15 protein-coding genes are annotated in these 18555 nt (G+C 63.9%); 7 read left to right on the top strand and 8 right to left on the bottom strand.

What is annotated here, in order from left to right:
• Nucleotides 1-37: 37 nt before the first annotated feature.
• Nucleotides 38-475, bottom strand: a complete 438-nt coding sequence (locus tag I6F28_RS31265) for a VOC family protein (RefSeq protein WP_036001594.1) — start codon at nucleotides 473-475, stop codon at nucleotides 38-40.
• Between the two features lie 182 nt (nucleotides 476-657).
• On the opposite strand from I6F28_RS31265, the gene I6F28_RS31260 reads away from it, so the two are divergent.
• From I6F28_RS31260 to I6F28_RS31240, 5 genes are all read left to right on the top strand, one after another.
• Nucleotides 658-1530 carry an NAD(P)-dependent oxidoreductase gene (locus I6F28_RS31260; RefSeq protein ID WP_036001597.1) on the top strand — a complete coding sequence of 291 codons (873 nt, stop codon included), beginning with the start codon at nucleotides 658-660 and terminating at the stop codon, nucleotides 1528-1530.
• A gap of 228 nt (nucleotides 1531-1758) precedes the next feature.
• A complete protein-coding gene (locus I6F28_RS31255) occupies nucleotides 1759-3159 on the top strand; it encodes a sodium:proton antiporter (RefSeq protein ID WP_420886316.1) in 1401 nt (466 codons plus the stop codon).
• 162 nt (nucleotides 3160-3321) lie between these two features.
• The gene (locus tag I6F28_RS31250) at nucleotides 3322-4917 is read left to right on the top strand and encodes a sensor histidine kinase (RefSeq protein ID WP_225142761.1); all 1596 of its coding nucleotides are present in this window, start codon (nucleotides 3322-3324) and stop codon (nucleotides 4915-4917) included.
• A 44-nt stretch (nucleotides 4918-4961) separates the two neighbouring features.
• Nucleotides 4962-5165, top strand: coding sequence for a DUF1289 domain-containing protein (locus I6F28_RS31245; RefSeq protein ID WP_036001604.1), 204 nt, complete (start codon nucleotides 4962-4964; stop codon nucleotides 5163-5165).
• Nucleotides 5166-5193: 28 nt separating this feature from the next.
• Nucleotides 5194-5748: a TIGR02281 family clan AA aspartic protease gene (locus I6F28_RS31240; protein ID WP_036001607.1), complete on the top strand. Its 555-nt coding sequence runs from the start codon at nucleotides 5194-5196 to the stop codon at nucleotides 5746-5748.
• A 105-nt stretch (nucleotides 5749-5853) separates the two neighbouring features.
• Here the strand turns inward: I6F28_RS31240 and dusA are convergent, their stop codons facing one another.
• The 4 genes from dusA to I6F28_RS31220 form a co-directional block, all read right to left on the bottom strand.
• Entirely contained in the window at nucleotides 5854-6840 is a 987-nt protein-coding gene (dusA, locus tag I6F28_RS31235; RefSeq protein WP_225112813.1) for a tRNA dihydrouridine(20/20a) synthase DusA, read from the bottom strand.
• Between the two features lie 1252 nt (nucleotides 6841-8092).
• On the bottom strand, nucleotides 8093-9391 hold the full coding sequence (locus I6F28_RS31230; RefSeq protein ID WP_225142758.1) for a lysine N(6)-hydroxylase/L-ornithine N(5)-oxygenase family protein: 1299 nt from the start codon (nucleotides 9389-9391) through the stop codon (nucleotides 8093-8095).
• A gap of 22 nt (nucleotides 9392-9413) precedes the next feature.
• A complete protein-coding gene (locus I6F28_RS31225) occupies nucleotides 9414-10475 on the bottom strand; it encodes a GNAT family N-acetyltransferase (RefSeq protein ID WP_225142756.1) in 1062 nt (353 codons plus the stop codon).
• A gap of 177 nt (nucleotides 10476-10652) precedes the next feature.
• The gene (locus I6F28_RS31220; protein ID WP_225112786.1) at nucleotides 10653-12350 is read right to left on the bottom strand and encodes a cyclic peptide export ABC transporter; all 1698 of its coding nucleotides are present in this window, start codon (nucleotides 12348-12350) and stop codon (nucleotides 10653-10655) included.
• Nucleotides 12351-12572: 222 nt separating this feature from the next.
• Here I6F28_RS31220 and I6F28_RS31215 point away from each other — a divergent pair, with 222 nt between their 5' ends.
• The gene (locus tag I6F28_RS31215) at nucleotides 12573-13706 is read left to right on the top strand and encodes a siderophore-interacting protein (protein WP_225142754.1); all 1134 of its coding nucleotides are present in this window, start codon (nucleotides 12573-12575) and stop codon (nucleotides 13704-13706) included.
• Entirely contained in the window at nucleotides 13703-14557 is an 855-nt protein-coding gene (locus I6F28_RS31210) for an ATP-binding cassette domain-containing protein (protein ID WP_225141397.1), read from the top strand. Before I6F28_RS31215 ends, I6F28_RS31210 begins: the two co-directional genes overlap by 4 nt.
• A 6-nt stretch (nucleotides 14558-14563) precedes the next feature.
• Here the strand turns inward: I6F28_RS31210 and fhuB are convergent, their stop codons facing one another.
• The 3 genes from fhuB to I6F28_RS31195 all read right to left on the bottom strand — a co-directional run bounded on the left by fhuB (nucleotide 14564) and on the right by I6F28_RS31195 (nucleotide 18552).
• The gene (gene fhuB / locus I6F28_RS31205; protein ID WP_225142752.1) at nucleotides 14564-16570 is read right to left on the bottom strand and encodes a Fe(3+)-hydroxamate ABC transporter permease FhuB; all 2007 of its coding nucleotides are present in this window, start codon (nucleotides 16568-16570) and stop codon (nucleotides 14564-14566) included.
• The gene (locus I6F28_RS31200; protein ID WP_225142750.1) at nucleotides 16557-17393 is read right to left on the bottom strand and encodes an ABC transporter substrate-binding protein; all 837 of its coding nucleotides are present in this window, start codon (nucleotides 17391-17393) and stop codon (nucleotides 16557-16559) included. Before I6F28_RS31200 ends, fhuB begins: the two co-directional genes overlap by 14 nt.
• Nucleotides 17394-17571: 178 nt before the next feature.
• Complete coding sequence (locus tag I6F28_RS31195) at nucleotides 17572-18552, bottom strand: alpha/beta hydrolase (protein WP_225142748.1); 981 nt, start codon at nucleotides 18550-18552, stop codon at nucleotides 17572-17574.
• Nucleotides 18553-18555 lie beyond the last annotated feature (3 nt).

The raw sequence follows: 18555 nt of genomic DNA, 5'->3' as shown, positions 1-18555 counted from the left end.
TTGAGGATGCCCCATTAGAGCGGAAACGCCCAAAAGGCTACTGTCTGCCGATATCGTCCGCCTTTTCGGCCGGCGCCGCCCCCTGCTCCAGGGCAGCCTCGTAGTTCAGCTCGATCATGACCCCGTTGGGGTCGTGGACGAAGATCTGCCAGAGATCGCCACCGGGCACCTGGCGGGCCTCGAACTTGATCTTCTTTGACGCCAGCCGCTGTTTCATACCGTCAAAGCCGCGACTGGCGAAGGCGACATGGTGGACAACGCCGGAATCCGGCTTTTGTGGCTCGTCGGTCGGGGAAATGTCGACGAGGTGAACCACCGGCCTGCCCTCGCTGTACATCCAGGCGCCCGGGAAGGCGAAGTTCGGCCGCGCGCCTTTTTCCAGGCCCAGCACGTCCTCGTAGAAGCGGACGGTCTCGGCCAGATTCCGGGTCCGGATGTTGAAATGATCGAGGACGCCTACGCTCACGCCGCCCATGCTCTCGCTCCCTTGTTTTGAAGTCCTTGGGTCGCCACCCTAGCACGGCAGGCCGCCAAACGAAGCCGTTGCCCTCTGGCCTCAAGGGTTTATGGTGCGCCTCCGGCCCGCCCTCACCGCGGAACCCAGGCATCCCTCGCTTGGCAAGAACCGTAAACCCGAACTACGGACAAGGTACCACTATGGCTAAAGTCGCTTTCCTCGGTCTTGGCGTGATGGGCTTCCCCATGGCCGGACACCTCGTGAAAAAAGGGGGCCATGAGGTCACCGTCTACAACCGCACCGCGGCGAAGGCGAAGGAATGGGCGGACAAGTTCGGCGGCAAGACCGCGCCGACCCCGAAGGCCGCCGCCGAGGGTCAGGATTTCGTGATGTGCTGCGTCGGCAACGACAACGATCTGCGCGCGGTCACGATCGGCCCCGACGGCGCCTTCGCCGGCATGAAGAAGGGTGCGACCTTCGTCGACCACACCACTGCCTCCGCCGAGGTCGCCCGTGAGCTCGACGCGGCCGCGACCAAGGCCGGCTTCAAATTCGTCGACGCCCCCGTGTCCGGCGGCCAGGCCGGCGCCGAGAACGGCGTGCTAACGGTGATGTGCGGCGGCGCGCAGGACGCCTATTCCGGCGCCGAGCCGATCATTACGGGCGCCTATGCGCGGATGTGCAAGCTGCTCGGGCCCGCCGGAAGCGGCCAGCTGACCAAGATGGTCAACCAGATCTGCATCGCCGGTCTGGTGCAGGGCCTCTCCGAGGGCATCCATTTCGCCAAGAAGAGCGGCCTCGACGTCGCCGCTGTGATCGAGACCATCTCGAAAGGGGCCGCCCAGTCCTGGCAAATGGAGAACCGCTACAAGACCATGAACGAGGACAAGTACGATTTCGGCTTCGCGGTCGAATGGATGCGCAAGGACCTCTCGATCGCGCTGGCCGAAGCCCGCCGCAACGGCGCCAATCTGCCGGTGACGGCGCTCGTCGATCAGTTTTATTCCGAGGTCGAGAAGATGGGCGGCAAGCGCTGGGATACGTCGAGCCTGCTCGCACGCCTGCAACGCTGACGCTCTGTTGCGGCCTGGTTCGGCGTAGCCGGCTTTGAACTTCGTCGCGACCTCGGCCGCGACGAATTGTGTCGAGCGCACCGACCGAACAACCATAGACTTCCGGGGGGAGCCTTGCTTAGCGTGATCGCCGCCATCCTTGCTGTTGCCCGCGTCGAATTCGCGCCGGAGCTTCGACTCCGAACCGCCAGGATTGCCGCAGGTTTGGGCGTGCGGCGATCCCGGCTCATCGCGCGCCTGCTCCCGGTCGCGCTCCTGATCCTGGTTGGATCTCCTGCACAGGCGCTTGCCGCATCGCTCGATGGTGCCAGCATTGGCCCGCAATGGGCGCTTCCATTCGCGGGGATGCTGCTCTCGATCGCCATATTTCCGCTCGCCGCGCCTCACTTCTGGGAGCATCACCAAGGCAAGATTGCCGCGATGTGGGCCACCCTGATCGCGCTGCCGCTTGCAATCTGGTACGGCCCGCTTCCAACCGTCCAAGCGCTCGTTCACACGGCGCTGCTCGAATACGTCCCGTTCATTCTGCTGCTCCTCGCCCTGTTTACCGTCGCCGGCGGAATCGTGGTGCGCGGCAATCTTCACGGCTCCCCAGTCCTGAATACGCTGCTGCTCGCTCTCGGCACTCTGATCGCGAGCGTCATCGGCACGACCGGCGCCTCAATGGTCATGATCCGACCGGTGATCCGCGCCAATGACGATCGGCGGCACAACGCGCACGTCGTGATCTTCTTCATCTTTCTGGTGTCCAACATCGGCGGTTCGCTCTCCCCCCTGGGAGATCCCCCGTTGTTTCTGGGGTTCCTGCGCGGCGTGGATTTTTTCTGGACGACGACACACCTGCTTCCCCAGACCACGTTCGCGGCCTGGATTCTGCTCGCCCTGTTCTTTTGCATCGATACTTATCTCTATCGCAAGGAAGGCCGCGTCAAACCGGACCCAACTCCGGACAATCCCTTGCGGATCAGCGGCGGCCTCAACTTCGCTTTGATGGGAGTCATCATCGCTGCGATCCTCTTGAGTGCCAAGCTCGACCTCGGCGGATTTGAAGTTCTCGGCACGCATCTCCAGGTGCAGAATCTCCTGCGCGATGCCGTGATGATCGGAGTCGTGTTCGCATCTCTCGCCGTCACCTCGAAGGAGGACCACGACGCGAACGGCTTCTCTTGGGGCCCGATGATCGAAGTGGCAAAGCTGTTTGCCGCGATCTTCATCACCATCATTCCCGTGCTCGCGATTCTCAACGCCGGCAAATCCGGCGCGTTTGCCTCCGTCGTAAACATGGTCACCAACGCAGACGGCACGCCGAACAATGCTGCATATTTCTGGTTGACCGGCCTGCTCTCATCCTTTCTCGACAATGCGCCGACCTATCTGGTCTTCTTTGAACTTGCCGGAGGCGACGCCAAGCATCTGATGACGAACGGCGCCTTGACCCTTGCCGCGATTTCCGCCGGTGCGGTGTTCATGGGCGCAAACTCCTACATCGGCAACGCGCCCAATTTCATGGTGTACGCAATTGCCCGAGCGAGTGGTGTCGCAATGCCCGGCTTCTTCGGATACATGGCCTGGACCTCCGTCCTGCTGCTGCCGGTCTTCGGGTTGGTCACGCTCGTTTTCTTCAGATGATTGAAGCGCGGGTTGATGAAAGCGGCGGCCCGGACTGCGTATGAATTAACGTTCGGTTAACGTAATTCTTTAGCTCCTTAAGTCAGCTCTTAAGGATTTCTTGCCAGAGATAGACAATGCAGAAAGCCCGCGTCCGGCGTGGGCAGGAATCCGTGTTGCTTGATGAGTAACCCCGCTGAAAAGCCCGAGGTCGTGCAGCTTCCGGCCGAGCCGGTGAGCGCGCCATCGGCGAGCAGCCGAAGGGCTGCGGCGCAGCGGGTGCGCGAGGCGCGCGACAAGTTAACGTCGACCAGTGGAACCCGGCCGGCTTTCGACGCCGAGATGCTGCGGCAATACGCCCAGACCCGGCTGTCCGCCTCCTATGTCGTGATGCTCCTGGTGGTGGCGACCGGCGTGCTGTTCGGGCTATGGATGCAGCCGATCCCGGCCGCGGCCTGGACCGCGGGCATGCTCTGCATCCACAGCGCCATGATCCGCAGCTGCCGGCGCTTCCTGACCGAGCCCGCCTCGCCGGCCGCGACACGCGCATGGCGGACGCGCTTCGTCGTGCTCGACCTGCTCTATGGCCTGTGCTGGATGGCGATCCTGATCCATCCCGTGCTCGACGTGGTCACGGAAACGCTGATGATGTTCTTGATGCTGCTGGTGATCGCAGTGTCGAGCATGCTCGCGGCCAATCTGCCGATCGCAGCCCTCGCCGCCACGGCGCCGGTCGCGGTTGCGATGGCGCTGAGCTTCGTGACGACCGGATCGCTGGACAATTACATCCTGGCAGCGCTGTCGCTCGCCGCCGAAGGCTATTTCGTGCTGCTTGCGCACCGCCTGCACTCCTCCACCTTCGCCACGCTGGAAGCACGTGCGGAAAAGGACGCGCTGATCGGCGAGCTGGAGCAGGCCAAGGCAATCTCGGACGAAGCGCGCCACCGCGCCGAAGCCGCCAACGTCGCCAAGTCGCGCTTCCTCGCGCAGATGAGCCACGAGCTGCGGACGCCGCTGAACGCCATCCTCGGCTTCTCAGAGGTCATGAAGAGCGAGATTTTCGGCGCGCATGCGGTACCGGTCTACAAGGAATATTCCGCCGACATCCATAATTCCGGCGTGCACCTGCTCAACCTGATCAACGAGATCCTCGATCTGTCGCGGATCGAAGCCGGCCGTTACGAGCTCAACGAGGAAGCGGTGTCCCTGGTCGGCATCGTCGCCGATTGCCATCATCTGATGAAGCTGCGTGCCTCGAGCCGCGGCATCACCATCCACGAAGTGTTCGAGCAGGCGATGCCGCGGCTCTGGGCCGACGAGCGCGCGATCCGCCAGGTCGTGCTCAACCTGCTCTCCAACTCGATCAAGTTCACCCCGCAGGGCGGCGAGATCTGGCTCAAGGCCGGCTGGACCGCCTCCGGCGGACAATATCTCTCGGTGAGGGATTCCGGCTCCGGCATACCCGAGGACGAGATCCCGGTCGTGCTCGCCTCGTTCGGCCAGGGCTCCAATTCGATCAAGTCGGCTGAACAGGGCGCCGGCCTCGGCCTGCCGATCGCCAAGAACCTGATCGACCTGCACGGCGGCACGTTCACGTTGAAATCAAAGCTGCGCATCGGCACCGAGGTGATCGTCACATTCCCGCCGGAGCGCGTGATGAGCGCGCTTGCCCCACTCTCGGACGATTCTCCACCGCTCCAGCCGGAGAGCTCCGTCGTGCCGGACGAGAAACGCCGGCCGCGGCACAAGCCGATCATGAGTGCCGGCACAGGCTCTTAACGAGATGCTTGCAGACATGCCCGATCATCCCTCACTATGTCCGTATGAGCAAAGAAACGCCGTGCGTCGCCGTGTGCATGATCGATCCCAAGACGAAGCTGTGCTTCGGCTGCGGCCGCACCTTGCCGGAGATCGCACGCTGGCACGCCATGGAGAGCGCGGACCGGCGCGCGATCATGGCCCTCTTGCCGGAGCGGATGACGGAAGCCGGACTAGTGCGGATCGCTGGATCCCCAAAGCACGTCTGATCCGCCTGCGTGCCCTTGGAGGCGCGCGATGATCCGCTTCCTGCTCGTCCTGATCATGCTCGCCGGCACGGCAGGTGCCGTCGTCGCCTATGGCGATCCCGACCAGATCGCGCGCGCCAGCCACAAGGTCTCGCATATTTTTCGCGCACAAGCAGCCTCCCCGGCGCCGGCCGTGCAGATCCCGCGCGGCCAGGGCGGCGAATTCACGCTGCGCGCGAAGATCAACGGCGTCACTGCGCCGATGGTGATCGATACCGGCGCGACGTCGGTGGTACTGACCTGGGAAACCGCAAGGGCGATCGGGCTGCCGCTCGAGATGCTTGAATACGACGTCGATCTGGAGACCGCAGGCGGCCACACCAAGGCAGCGCGGCTCACGCTCGACCGTCTCGCCGTCGGCAAGCTGGTCGAGAAGTCGGTGCCGGCCCTTGTCGTGCAGCGCGGCCAGATGAAGACCAATCTGCTCGGCATGAGCTTCCTCGACCGGCTGGAAAGCTGGGGCGTGCGCGCCGACACGCTGATGCTGACAGGGTATCCGGAGCAGCAGCGCAGTCCCCGCCGCGCGCGTACGGCGGTCGACTAAAGCGCGATGCGATTAGGATGAATCGTCTCGCGCTTTAGGCTGTTGTTTGAACATGATCTTTTCGGAAAACCGCTGCGCACTTTTCCGGATCATGCTCCCGCTCATTTAGGCCGCCTCAGCCGGCGCGCGGGCCCCGACACACGTGATCGCCTCGCGCAGCACGTCGAGACCGGCGCCGGGCTTCACACCCTGCTCGGCAAGATGCCGGCGGAACGCACGCGCGCCGGGCACAGCATGAAATGCGCCGACGAAATGCCGCGTGATCGCGTGCAGCCGCGTGCCGTGCGCGAGCTGCTCTTCGATGTAGGGCATCATCGCCTCGAGCGCGTCCTGCATGGTGGCGTGCGGCGCCGGCCCTCCAAAGATTTCGTGGTCGACCGCGAGCAGCCGCCACGGCTCCTGATAGGCGGCGCGGCCGAGCATCACGCCGTCGACATGGGCAAGATGCGCCTTTGCCTCGTCGATGCTCCGAACGCCGCCATTGATGATGACGGGCACATCGGGCATCGCGCGCTTGAGCCGGTAGACGCGATCATAGTCGAGCGGCGGGATATCGCGGTTCTCCTTCGGCGACAGGCCGTTGAGCCAGGCCTTGCGGGCGTGCACGATCAACGCATCGCTGCCCGCGGCGACCACCGCACGCGCGAGCGCATCGAGCGCGACCTCCGGATCCTGATCATCGATGCCGATGCGGCACTTCACCGTGACGGGAACGGCGACCACGCGCTTCATCGCGTCGACGCACCTCGCCACCAGCTCCGGCTCGGCCATTAGACAGGCGCCGAAACGGCCATCCTTCACACGATCGGACGGGCAGCCGACATTGAGATTAATCTCGTCATAACCGAAGTCCTCGCCGATCCGTGCCGCCGCCGCGAGCTCGCGCGGATCCGATCCGCCGAGCTGAAGCGCCACGGGGTGCTCGACCGCGTCGAACCCAAGCAGCCGCACCCGGTCGCCGTGAATGATCGCGCCGGTCGTCAGCATCTCGGTATAGAGCAATCCCCGCCGCGTCAGGTGACGGTGGAACACCCGGCAATGCCGGTCGGTCCAATCCATCATGGGGGCCACGGAAAAGCGATGATACAACATATGGATCATATAGACTTTCGAGCCCCCGACGGGAATAGCGGATTTCATGACCGTGCCGGGCCCGATGGCACGCTCTGCGAGCCAATCGGCGCGGGGAAGGCCGGCGCCAGACCAGACGGCAAGCGGTTCGCGGCAGCACGGCGCGGCGCCGCGCTCGAACGCGTACACGTCGAACGCGACCAGTCCGCTGCCAGCGAGTAGCGCGCGAAGAGCATGCTCACTCACGTGGGCCGTCGGAAGATTTGCCTTGATCTCCCGGTGCACATGTCGTGGACACGATAGCCCCTAACCAACATGAGAGATCGAAAGCGAAATCAAGCACGCTATTGCAGCGCAGGCTGCTCCAATCACGTCGCCATGCAGCAAATCTGTGCAGCGTGGTTGCGCCTGATCAGATCAGGCTTCGCCACTCGGCCGTCCTTACCTCGCTTGTTGCGGGCCGCGAGGATTGGCGTACGCCGCGGCGCTACACCAAGCTCAAGCAGTAGCTCGCCTGCGAGCACTCGGGCGAGCTCGCTGGCTTCGACAGGGAGCGCCGGTCCAATGCTCAAGCTCGTGAGACAGCGTCTGAAAACAATCGACCTGCTTTGCGCCCACGCATGTACCGCCTTAGCCACCAGCCGCCCGCGTGAAACGCGAGGGCAACGCCGATAAGGGGAGAGAACGAACGTTTCCTTTCCGAACGGAAGAACGTCGGAACGCAAAGCGGCAGATGACGCTATCGAGACTCTCATTCACGTCGCGCATGCGGTGTCCGTGAAAGGCCATCCAGTTCTCGATGCGACGCATGCCTGAACGTCCCAAGCCCGGCTGCGCCAGGAGCTCGGCCTTGGTGTGAAGCGACGCAATCTCGAGGAGGTAGTGCATGCGCGTCACGGGCTCTCTGCCAACCAACGCCGCAAGCGGACTGTGAACCAGAATGCCTGCAATTCGCTCAGGGAGAAGGCTTTGCCCCTGCTTGGGAACGAGAGCTTTCCTCACGGTCAATTCCAGCTAGACTTTCAGAAATTCCAAGATCGTTCTAAGAACTCCTCTAGCAAAGCCAATCGGCGTTGTCTCACACGTACACGCTGCGGTTGATCTCGATTAGACAGGTTCTAGATCGGGGAACCCCAAAGCGACAGCGGAACACGCCTGCAGGGTGACCGCGAGAACGCCGGCTATTGTGTAATGAGAACGGGACGATTCGTGATGCGTTTCAATCTCCATCCGCGCAAGGCTTTTGGAGCTGCGATCTCTCCCGGATCGTGTTCTAGGCGATGAGTTCCCGGCGCGAGATTGTCGAGAGCAGAGACTCCGCAATCTCCTGCGACCGCACGGCAATCACCGAAAGCAGCGTGTCGCTCAGACCGTGAGAGGATTCCGAATAGCCCTGGAGGTGGATCTGCGGCCGGAACGCCGGATTGATCACGAGCCGGTAGTTGCGATCCAGCGCCGCATCGCGAATGTAGCGGCGGATCGGTTCGAGAAACCCGTGCGGCGTCTCCCTGTCGTATCCCGTCGCCAGCACGACCACGTCATAAGTCGAACGACGGTTTTCGCCGCGGAACTTGTCAATCACGCCGATCTCGATGCCGTCCGGTCCCGCATCCACATTGGAAATCTCGCTGCGGGGACGCAACATGACCCTTGTGTCGCCACCGACGCGCTGCTGGTAGAGCAGCCGATAAAGCTGGTCCAGCAGGTCGGCATCGACGACGGCGTAGTTGGTGTTCCGGAAGTTGCGGACGATCGCATCCCGCCGCTCGGCAGGCTGCGCGTAGACGAAGTCCGTATAGTCGGGGTTGAAGATCTCGTTGACGAAGGGACTGCTGTCGGACGGCTTGAGAGCATGGCCGCGGAAGATCAGATCGATATGCGCTTCGGGACATCGGCCATGAAGATCGACCGTTACCTCGGTCGCGCTCTGTCCGCCACCGACGACGGCCACACGCACGGACCGGCCGCGCGGGACAACGCGCTCGATCAGGTCGAGATAGCGGCTGGAATGCAGCAGCCTGCGATCGTCGGTAGCCTTGGCAAACACCTGCGGAACATAAGGCTGGCCTCCAACCGCGACCACGAGATTTCGCGCCAGCCGCACGGTCTCCCCGCCGGCGAGCGAGCGCGAATGCACCCGCAACGACGTCACCGTCTGCCCGGCCGTCACCGGCTCGACGGCGACGATGGTCTCGCCGTAAGCGGCCTGCGACTTAAAATGGCTCGCCACCCACTGCAGGTAATCGTTGAACTCGACCCTGCTCGGATAGAACGTCCGACAGTTGATGAAATCCAGTAGGCGGCCGCGCTTATGCAGGTAGTTCACGAAGGTGAAGGGACTGGTCGGATCGCGCAAGGAGACCAGATCTTTGAGAAACGATATCTGCATGTCGCTGCCCGGAAGCAGCATGCCGCCATGCCAGGTGAAGTGCGGCTGCTTCTCCACGAACAGCGGCATGCATTTCAGCCGTGATCGCTTCGCGCACTCGTCCAATGCGATGGCGAGCGCGAGATTGGAAGGCCCGAATCCGACGCCAATGACGTCGTGCTCGATCGCAAGTTGATGGGACATGAAGCCGCGCTCCGCTTGCGCTTTAAGACGAGACCGTTGGGCCGGCGGCTGCCGGAAGCCAAAGCCGATCGCCGAAGAAGCGCTCGCGCAACAGCATGACCAGGGTCGCGCGCTTATGGGGAAAGTTGAAGTTCTTGATCCTTGCGAATCCCGAGCGCTCGAGATTGCGAAGCTGCTGCGTATGCGCCGCCGCCGGCTCCCCGACGATCCGCTGCGTGCGGCAATCGTCGAGGAACATGTAGTGCATCAGAGACGGCAGCCACGCGCTGATGTAACGAGCGCCGCGAAAAGCGTCCTCGCCCACGACCACGTGCCATCCCCGGTCATAGTCGTCGGCATCATAGAACGGCGCAATGCGATTTTCCTTGGCCCAATAGAGCTCGAAATAGCCGAACGGCTGCTCGCCGAAGCAGCCGATCAACGGCAGCATATGAGGATCGGCCAGAATGCCGGCCAGATATCGCCGATGCTTGTCGAGATCGCCCGCCTCGTTCCAGAATGCATCGACGCGAGGATCGTTCATCCAGCGGTGCAACAAATGGAGGTCATTCTCGAGATCGGCCACGCGAAACGAGATGACCTCCGACAGCCAGGGAATGAAACGACCGTACACCTTTCCCGCCGGCTTTGCGGCGCGGCGCGGATGACGCTTGCCGTCCGTCATGACGTGGAGTTGCGGCAATGGCGGTCGCCCGGGGTTGACCAGCCAGTTGTCCCGCCGCTGCATCACCAGTTCGGGCAGCAGCACCAGTCGCCCCTCGGACATGATGGCAAGACCACTCTCGGTCAGCTCTCGTGCAAGCGGCGCTCTTCCAGCGAAGTCCAGAACAAGTCGATCGGCGCCAGGTCGCCAGGCAAACAGCGCCTCGGCGGACGCCGACACCGCCCGTGCCGCAACCTCGCGGTCGTCCGAGGCATTCAGGATATCGAGGTGATCGACGCGCTCGGGCAGACGCAGTTCCAACGCGGTCACATCGGCGGCGACGACGCGAAGGCGATCGCCCTCCTGGAAAACGGTCTGAGCGGAATATGGGCCGACCGGGAACGCACGAGGTCCGGTCCCGGAATCCGAAGCCTTGTTCATCCGGCCCTCGCATCTCGATCATCGTTGAGGCGTGGTGTAGATCACTCGCCTACAGGCTGACAAGGAATGCGCGCACACGCAGATTAGATTCTCTACAAATCTGACGGCCTGTCGCAAAACGGGATCGTATGCCGTCATTTGTGCGACAGATGGCGCCAGCGGCTCGCTACAATGTGTCTAAAGCGGCGCATCGGTTGGAACTGCGGAAGGCCCAGCGACGTTGCTGGCCCTTGCCTCGCTTGCGACGATCTTGCCGTCGCGCAGCCGCACCAGATGATCCGCAATCCCGAAATAGCGATCATCGTGTGAAATCACGATGATGGTCTTTCCGAGACGCTTCAGATCGGGCAGCAGCTCCGTATAGAAGATGTGCCGGAACGCCGGATCCTGATCCGCGGCCCATTCGTCAAACACGAGCACGGGTCTTTCCTCGAGCCATGCATTCATCAGCGCCAATCGCTTGCGCTGTCCGGTCGACAGGTCCGTCGTCGTGAACACGCCGTTCTCGACCGAGACCTTGTGCGCGACCTCCAGCCGCTGGAGATAGCGTTCCGCCACATCAGGAACCACGCCCTCTCCACGAATGAGATCCTCAAACAGATAATAGTCGGAGAAGATGGTCGTGAAGAGCTGGCGGTAATCGTCGCGTGTCTCCGTCAGGACCGGCGAACCGTCGCGCAGCACGGCGCCGCCATGCGGAGCATAAAGGCCCAGCAACAACTTGATCAGGGTCGTCTTTCCACTGCCGTTCTGCCCCACGATGAAGACGATGTCGCCTTGCCGAACGAACAGATCAACCGGCCCGAGGACAAAGGGATCGCTGCCCGGCACGGCGCGAAAAGCATAGGTTACGCCGCGGAGCTCGATGGATTCGATGGCGGTCTTGCCGGGTGCAGCGGGCGCACTGGCCAGCAGATCGTGCTCGGGGCTCGAGAACTGCCCCGAGAGCTCCGCAATGCGGCGCATCGCGACCTGGGCGCGACCGAGCGCCGGCAGGATGCCGATGACCTGGTCAATAGGCCCGCGCATAAAGAGCAGCACCAGCACGAACCCGCTGGACACCGCAGCGGGACTGTCGGGCCACAGGAACGGTCGCAAGGTCAGCGCCACGCCGATCACGACGAAGAACAGCATCGTCCCGAACGCCCGCGCCGTCACGAACAGATTGATCGACCTGATTTGCACCGAGCTGATCCGGTCGACGGTCTGCTGGAGCTGCTCGACATAGACGCGCCGACGGCGCACCCGATTGAGGCGCAACTCCTTGGCACCTTCGGCGATCGCGCGATATTGCTTGTGCAGCTGATCTTCGGCCTCTCGCGCGGTGCTGAAGCCGCGAACGCCGCGCGTCCTCGCATATCCATGCGCCAGCGATCCCAGCACGATGACGACTCCCGTGATCAGGAAAAGCTGCCAAGACAGCACCGCCAGGTAAACCATGCAGCCGAGCGCGATCACGAGCGACACGAAAAAGGACGAAAAGAAGAACGCGAAATCGCTGATCGTGTCGACGTCCTGCGTGAGAACCGGGATCAGGCGATGCGTCCGGTAGATTTCGAGCTGATCGATCGGCGCAGCCAGGATTTTGGCGGCGAGCGACTTACGAAGCTCGGCGATGATCCGCTGTCCGACAAAATTGGCGCTGATGTCGGCGCCAATGGAACCGATCAGGATCAGAAGGCACAGGCCAGCGAAGGCGAAAAACAGCGTTACCACGTCGGCCTGCGTGGCATAAAGCCCATGATTCACGACCGCGAGCAACGCCGCGACGGAGGCACCGCCGACCACTCCGAGAACGCTGCCGCCGAGCACGAGTGGCCAGTAGGGCCGCAGGAGCTGCAGGATCTGCGTCGTCAGGCCGCTTCGTGAGTTCATGATGAGAGCCGCGCTGGAGGAGACCTGAAGCGAACCTATATGGCCGGACAAGCCGTGCCGAAGTGATGCGAATACATGATGGCAGCACCGCAACTCCAGCGGTTATTTTCGCTGCTCTTTCGATGGATTCTAATTTGGGATCGGCAATGCCTTTAATATGATGCGGGTAGTATCGCTTTTGCATCGCAGCCGGCGAGCGAGCAGGATTTTTGATCCAGAGCCGTGCCAGGCCGCGACATCCGGACATTTGAAGCGCTTGCAGGCTGGCATCGGACAGGCCGGTGGAGAATGAGTTTGGACTTGCTGATCTCCGAAACCCGCATCGCGCTTCCCGACGCCGCCGGCCTCGCCGCGCGGATGATCGATCATCTGGCCGAGCATGACATCGCCTTCGAGGACCGGGACGGTCTCATGGTGGCGAAACTGCCGTTCGGCATCAGTTCCCTCGCCGTCGAGGCCGAAGCGCTCAAGATCCGCGTCGAGGCCAACGACAAGGGCAATCTGGAAATGCTGCGTTCGGTCGTCGCCTCGCATGTGATCGAGTTCGCGGGAGACATTGCCCCGACCATCATTTGGTCCGGTCATGAATCCAACGGCGGCACGCTGGCCAATTTCCGTGAAGTGCGGCTGAAGGCCGCGATCACCCTGACGCCGCACATGCGGCGGCTGACCTTCACGGGCGACGATATCGCCCGTTTCGTGAATGACGACGACCTGCACGTGCGCCTGTATTTTCCGCCCGAGGGCCTCGCCAAGCCCGAATGGCCGTGGCCCGCGCCCGACGGACGTATCCTGTGGCCGGAGCCCGACCGCAGGCCCGTCACCCGTTATTACACGATCCGTCGCATCGACTTGCAGAGCCGCGAGATCGACATCGATTTCGTGGTCCATGATCATGCCGGGCCGGGCTCGGCGTTCGCGGTGAACGCGACGGCCGGTGCCATCTGCGGCATGGCCGGCCCGCTCGGCCGGGGCATTCGTCCGGCGCGCTGGGTGTTGCTGGCGGGCGACGAAACCGCCCTGCCCGCCATCGCGCGAATTCTGGAGACGCTGCCGGCGACGGCGACGGGTGAGGCCTTTATCGAGGTCGCGGATCGGCCCGAGGAAGTTCCGCTGGTCGCCCCGGCCGGGGTAGCAATCCGCTGGTTGCATCGCGAGGGCCGTCCAGCCGGGACGACGCAGCTCCTGGTCGACGCCGTCAAGGCGGTGCGATGGCCGCACCATCAGGACGTCTTCGCCTGGATCGCGTGTGAGGCGCAGGCGCTGAAGGCCCTGCGCAACCATCTGCGCGATGAGCGAAAGCTTTCCCGCGACCAAGTTCTGGCCGTCGCCTATTGGAGCCTGCGCCAACCATGACGATCCAACACGCGCAGACGAGCGAAAGAACGCTCGCCTTGCCAACCGACGTCACGCAGGCCTCGCTGGAAGCGCCCGCGCCCTTGTTCCAGCTCGACCAGGTCGGCTTCGCAGTGGCCGGGCGCGCGCTGCTCGAACCGCTGACGCTATCCTTTCCCGCACGCAGCGTCGTCGGGCTGATCGGCCATAATGGCTCCGGCAAATCGACCTTGCTGAAATTATTGTCGCGCCAGCAGCCAAGCTCGTCGGGAACGATCCGTTTCGAAGGCCGCGCACTGCGCGCCTGGAGCGATCGGGACTATGCCCGCAAGGTCGCCTACCTGCCGCAGCAGACGCCGCCCGCCGCGGGCATGCTGGTCAAGGAGCTGGTCGCACTCGGACGCTATCCCTGGCACGGCGCGCTCGGACGGTTCGGTGACATCGACCGCGAGAAGGTCGCAAACGCCATGGCGTTGACCCATATCGAACCCTTTGCGGATCGCCTGGTCGATACGTTGTCCGGCGGCGAGCGCCAGCGGGCGTGGATCGCCATGCTGGTTGCGCAGGATGCCGAGTGCCTGCTGCTCGACGAGCCGACCTCGGCGCTCGACATCGCTCATCAGATCGAAGTGCTGTCGCTGGTCAGGCAGCTCGCCCGCGAGCGCAATCTCGGCGTGGTCGTGGTGCTCCACGACGTCAACATGGCCGCCCGCTTCTGCGACGAGATCATCGCGCTGCATTCCGGGAAGCTGATCGCGCGCGGCACACCGGACAAGATCATGACGCCGGCCGAGCTCGAAACCATCTACGGCATCCCCATGGGCGTGATGCCGTCGCCGGACCATGGCCATCTCATCAGCTTCGCGCGGTGAGCGCCGTCACCCGCGCTGCGGGCGCAGCAGCCAGATGAGATAGGGTCCGGCAAGCATCATGGCGAAGATGCCGGCGGGCATCTGGAACGGGAAGATCACCATGCGTCCGGCCCAATCCGCCGTCACCATCAGGATCGCCCCGATCAACGCGGCCAGCGCCGCCTGATGCAGCGCGCGCTGCGCCCCCATCATCCGTGCCATATGCGGCGCGATGAAGCCGACCAGGCTCAGAAGACCAACCATCAGCGTGGCCGTCGCCGTCAGCAACGCCGTCAGCAGCATGATGATGACGCGGCTCCGCGTCAGCGAGATGCCGATCGAACGCGAGGTCGCAGGTCCGAGCGGCAGGATATCAAGCCAGCGGGACAGCATTGGCACCATGATCAGCAGAACGAGCGCCGCGGCGGCGAGGATTGCGGCCTCGGCCGGGCCGATCTGGTAGAGCGAGCCTGTCAGCAGCGACAGCAGCGTGCCGATGCGGGGATCGCCTGTCGCCAGCGCCATGGCAATGATCGCGCCGAATGCCGCGCTCATGGCGACGCCTGCCAGCAGCACGCGCTCCGGACTGAACTCGGACCGCCGGCTGAACAGCAGCACCAGCGCCAGCACAATGAAGGCGCCGATCCCGGCCGCTGCAATCTGCTCCAGCCGGGTGTGGGCGGGAAAGAGATAGAGCAGAACGATCACGCCCATCGCGGCGCCATAGCTGATGCCCATGACCTCCGGCGCGGCCATCGGGTTTCCGGTCATCCGCTGCAGCAGCGTGCCGGCGACCGCCAGCGTCGCGCCCGCGGCCAGCGCCGACACCACGCGCGGCCAGCGCCACGGCCAGAATTCCTGCAAGCCCGACAGGCCGCTCCAGCGCCAGCCGTCGGAGCCGACCCCGAGGCCGAGTGCGATCCAGACGGCGAGCAGCAGCACGACGAGCGCGAACAGGATCACGCGCCAGGGATGATCGAGCCGCGCCGGAGCGGATGGCGTGAGGTTTCCCATCGGCATGGCGGCCCGCAGCCGCGGCAGCAGCACGAGCAACATTGGCGCGCCGATCAGGGCCGTCACCGCACCGGCCGGCATTTCGCGATAGCCGGGCGGGATCAGAAGCACGAGCTGATCCGTCAGCCACAGCAGCAGCGCGCCGCAAAGTGGCGCCCAGATCAGCCGGTCGCGAAAGCGGCGCGCGCCTGACAGCATGACGATGGCTGGCGCGGACAAACCGACAAATCCCATGACGCCGACGACGCTGACGACTGACGCACTGAGCGCGATCGCGATGACGAGCGCGAAGACCCGGGCCCTCGTCAATCCGAGGCCCAGATTGCGCGCGGTCTCGTCGTCGAAGCCGAGCAGGGTCAGCGGACGAACCATCGCCGCGATCAGCACGATCGAAATCAGCAGCCGCGGCGCCAGGAACGTGACGTTGCTCCAATCCTGCTGATTGAGGAAGCCGGCGCCCCAGATGAACAGCCCGATCAGATATTCGTGGTTGAGCAATACCAGCGCCTGGGTGGTCACCGCGCAGTAGTAGCTGACGATCAATCCGGCGAGCACCAGGACGACGGGCGACAGCGCACGTTTCCAGGTCAGCCCGAACACGCACAGGAACGCAGCGAACCCGCCGCACAGCGCAACCCACTCCCGGCCGAAGGCCAGGAGCGACGGCGCCCACAGCGTCGTCACGGCCAGCGCAAGATAGGCGCCGTTCAGGACGCCGATAGTGCTCGGCTCCGCAAGCGGATTGCGCAACACCTGCTGAGAGACCGCGCCGGCAAGACCGAGGGCTGCGCCGGCCAGCAGCGCCACTGCGATGCGCGGAAAAACGGTGTAGTGCACGAGCATCTGCTGGGGATCGGTGACCTCGGGCCGCCACAACACCGGCAGCCAGGCGCCTACGGGCAGATATCCGGACAGGTTCCGCCAGGTCAGCGCAGCCGCGGCTGCCAGCAGCAAGCCGATCAGCACCGCCGGATGCATCTCCAAGCCGGACCGGGCCGGCAGTGCCTCAACCTTGCTCATGGCTTTCCCGCGGCAGACGTTCGGCGAGAAGGCGGGCAAAACGCTCGGCCGCTGGCACGCCGCCATAGAAGAACTGATTGCCCAGGACCGTCAGCCGATGCGACCGAAGAGACGGCAGGGTTTGAAGCACAGGGCTTGCCTTCAGCAGCGCTTCGACATCGGCGACCCGCGAGGTCATCAACACCAGCCGCGCGTCCGGAACCGCGGCGAGCACTTCGAGCCCGACACTGGTATGGCCCCATGGGCCGCTCTGTCCGGTCCAGGCATTCCTCAATCCGCACTGATCGAGCACCTCCTGATAGAGGCTGTTCGGACCGAACACGAGCGCGCGGTTGCGCGCGATCTCGCTGACGAGATAGAGCGGCTTGCCGCCGCGGCCCCGGAGTTGCTCACGATAGCCGGCCATGGCGACGTCGAAACGGGCGAAATAGGCTTCGCACGCCGGCTGCACCCCGAGGCGTTTGGCAAGCTCCAGCGTCGAACGGCGCGCCGTGTCGAGAGGATGCCCGCCGGGTCTGAAGATCGTGAACGTTTCGACCGGCGCGATCAGCTTGAGCCGGGGTATGGCGGCCGCAATGCTGGGGTCGATGATGATGATGTCGGGGGCGAAGCTCTGCAGCAGTTCGAGATTTGGCTCCGAACGCAGACCAATTTCCTGAACCGCGGACGGAACGGGCGGCTCGACGACGAGCCGGCCATAGCGCTCGATCTCCGGAATCACCAGCGGCACGACGCCGAGCGCCAGTATCGTCTGGGCACAGGCCCAGCCGAGCGCGGCGACCCGGGGCCCGGATTGCGATCCAGCGGTTTGGGCAAACGCCATGGGCCATGTACCCGCAAGGGCCGTGCCTCCGATCGCCGCGCCCGCGCCGAGGAGCGCACGGCGGGACAGCCTATGGTCTGGAATAGACGTGCTCATGGGATCCGTTCAGGCGCCTCCCGCAGAGAGGCCGCGAGAGATGATGATCATGACATACTCTCGTTCACGCTGCATTTCCATGTCAGGCCGCCTTTTCGCCAGCGACGAGAAAGGCCTTGACCAAGGCTCGTCCGATGGTGGCCCTCGCCTGCAAGGCATCGGCCACGACATTCCCCATGCGCAGGAATTCATGGATCATGCCGGGATAAACGTGCAGATCGACGGGAACGCCGGCTGCCGCCAAGCGTGCTGCATAATCGCGCCCCTCGTCCACCAGCGGATCGAACTCGGCGAGGACGATGAATGCGGGAGCGAGGCCCGACAAATCCTCCGCTGCGAGCGGCGCGAAACGCCAATCGTCGCGATCCGACTCGTCGCGGAGATATTGCCGGAAGAACCAATCGACGGTGCTGCGCTCCAGGAGATGGCCGGTACCGTAGCGCTCGTAGGATGCGGAGGTCTGTCGAGAGCTGAGACCAGGATAAGCGAGAATCTGGAGCACCGGCTGCGGAAGGCCCCTGTTTGTCCTCGCCTCGATCGCGAGCGCGGCCGCAAGCGTTCCGCCGGCGCTGTCGCCGCCGACGGCGACCCGGCGCGGATCGAGGCCGATCGCGCGGCCCTCGAGGCCAATCCAGGCTAGCGCGTCGACCGCATCCTCGAAAGCGGTCGGAAACTTGTGCTCCGGTGCGAGCCTGTAGCCGACCGAGAGCACGGCCGCACCGCTGTCCTTGGCGAGGCCGCGGCACAATGGCTGATGCGAATCGAGGCTGCCGACGACGAAGCCGCCGCCGTGCATGTAAAGAAGAACCGGAATGGGAGTGCGTTCGCTCGGTTGCGCGCTCGCATAGAGCCGCGCCTCGATGATCGCGCCATCCCGCACCGGCAGCGACAAACGCCGCTCGTAGGCAAGCGCCGGCGGATCGACGTCGAGCAGCGGCGAGGACGCATCGAAATCGGCCCGCGCCTGCGCAGCAGTCAATTGCGGAAACGGAACGCGCGCGCCGCTTTCGGTGCCGGCCTGCACCATCTCGAGCAATGCCGCGATATCTGGATCAAGACTCAAAGA

The organism is Bradyrhizobium sp. NBAIM14 (genome assembly GCF_020193895.1).
GTDB lineage: Bacteria > Pseudomonadota > Alphaproteobacteria > Rhizobiales > Xanthobacteraceae > Bradyrhizobium > Bradyrhizobium yuanmingense.
This window is presented reverse-complemented; position numbering and strand designations above follow the sequence as displayed.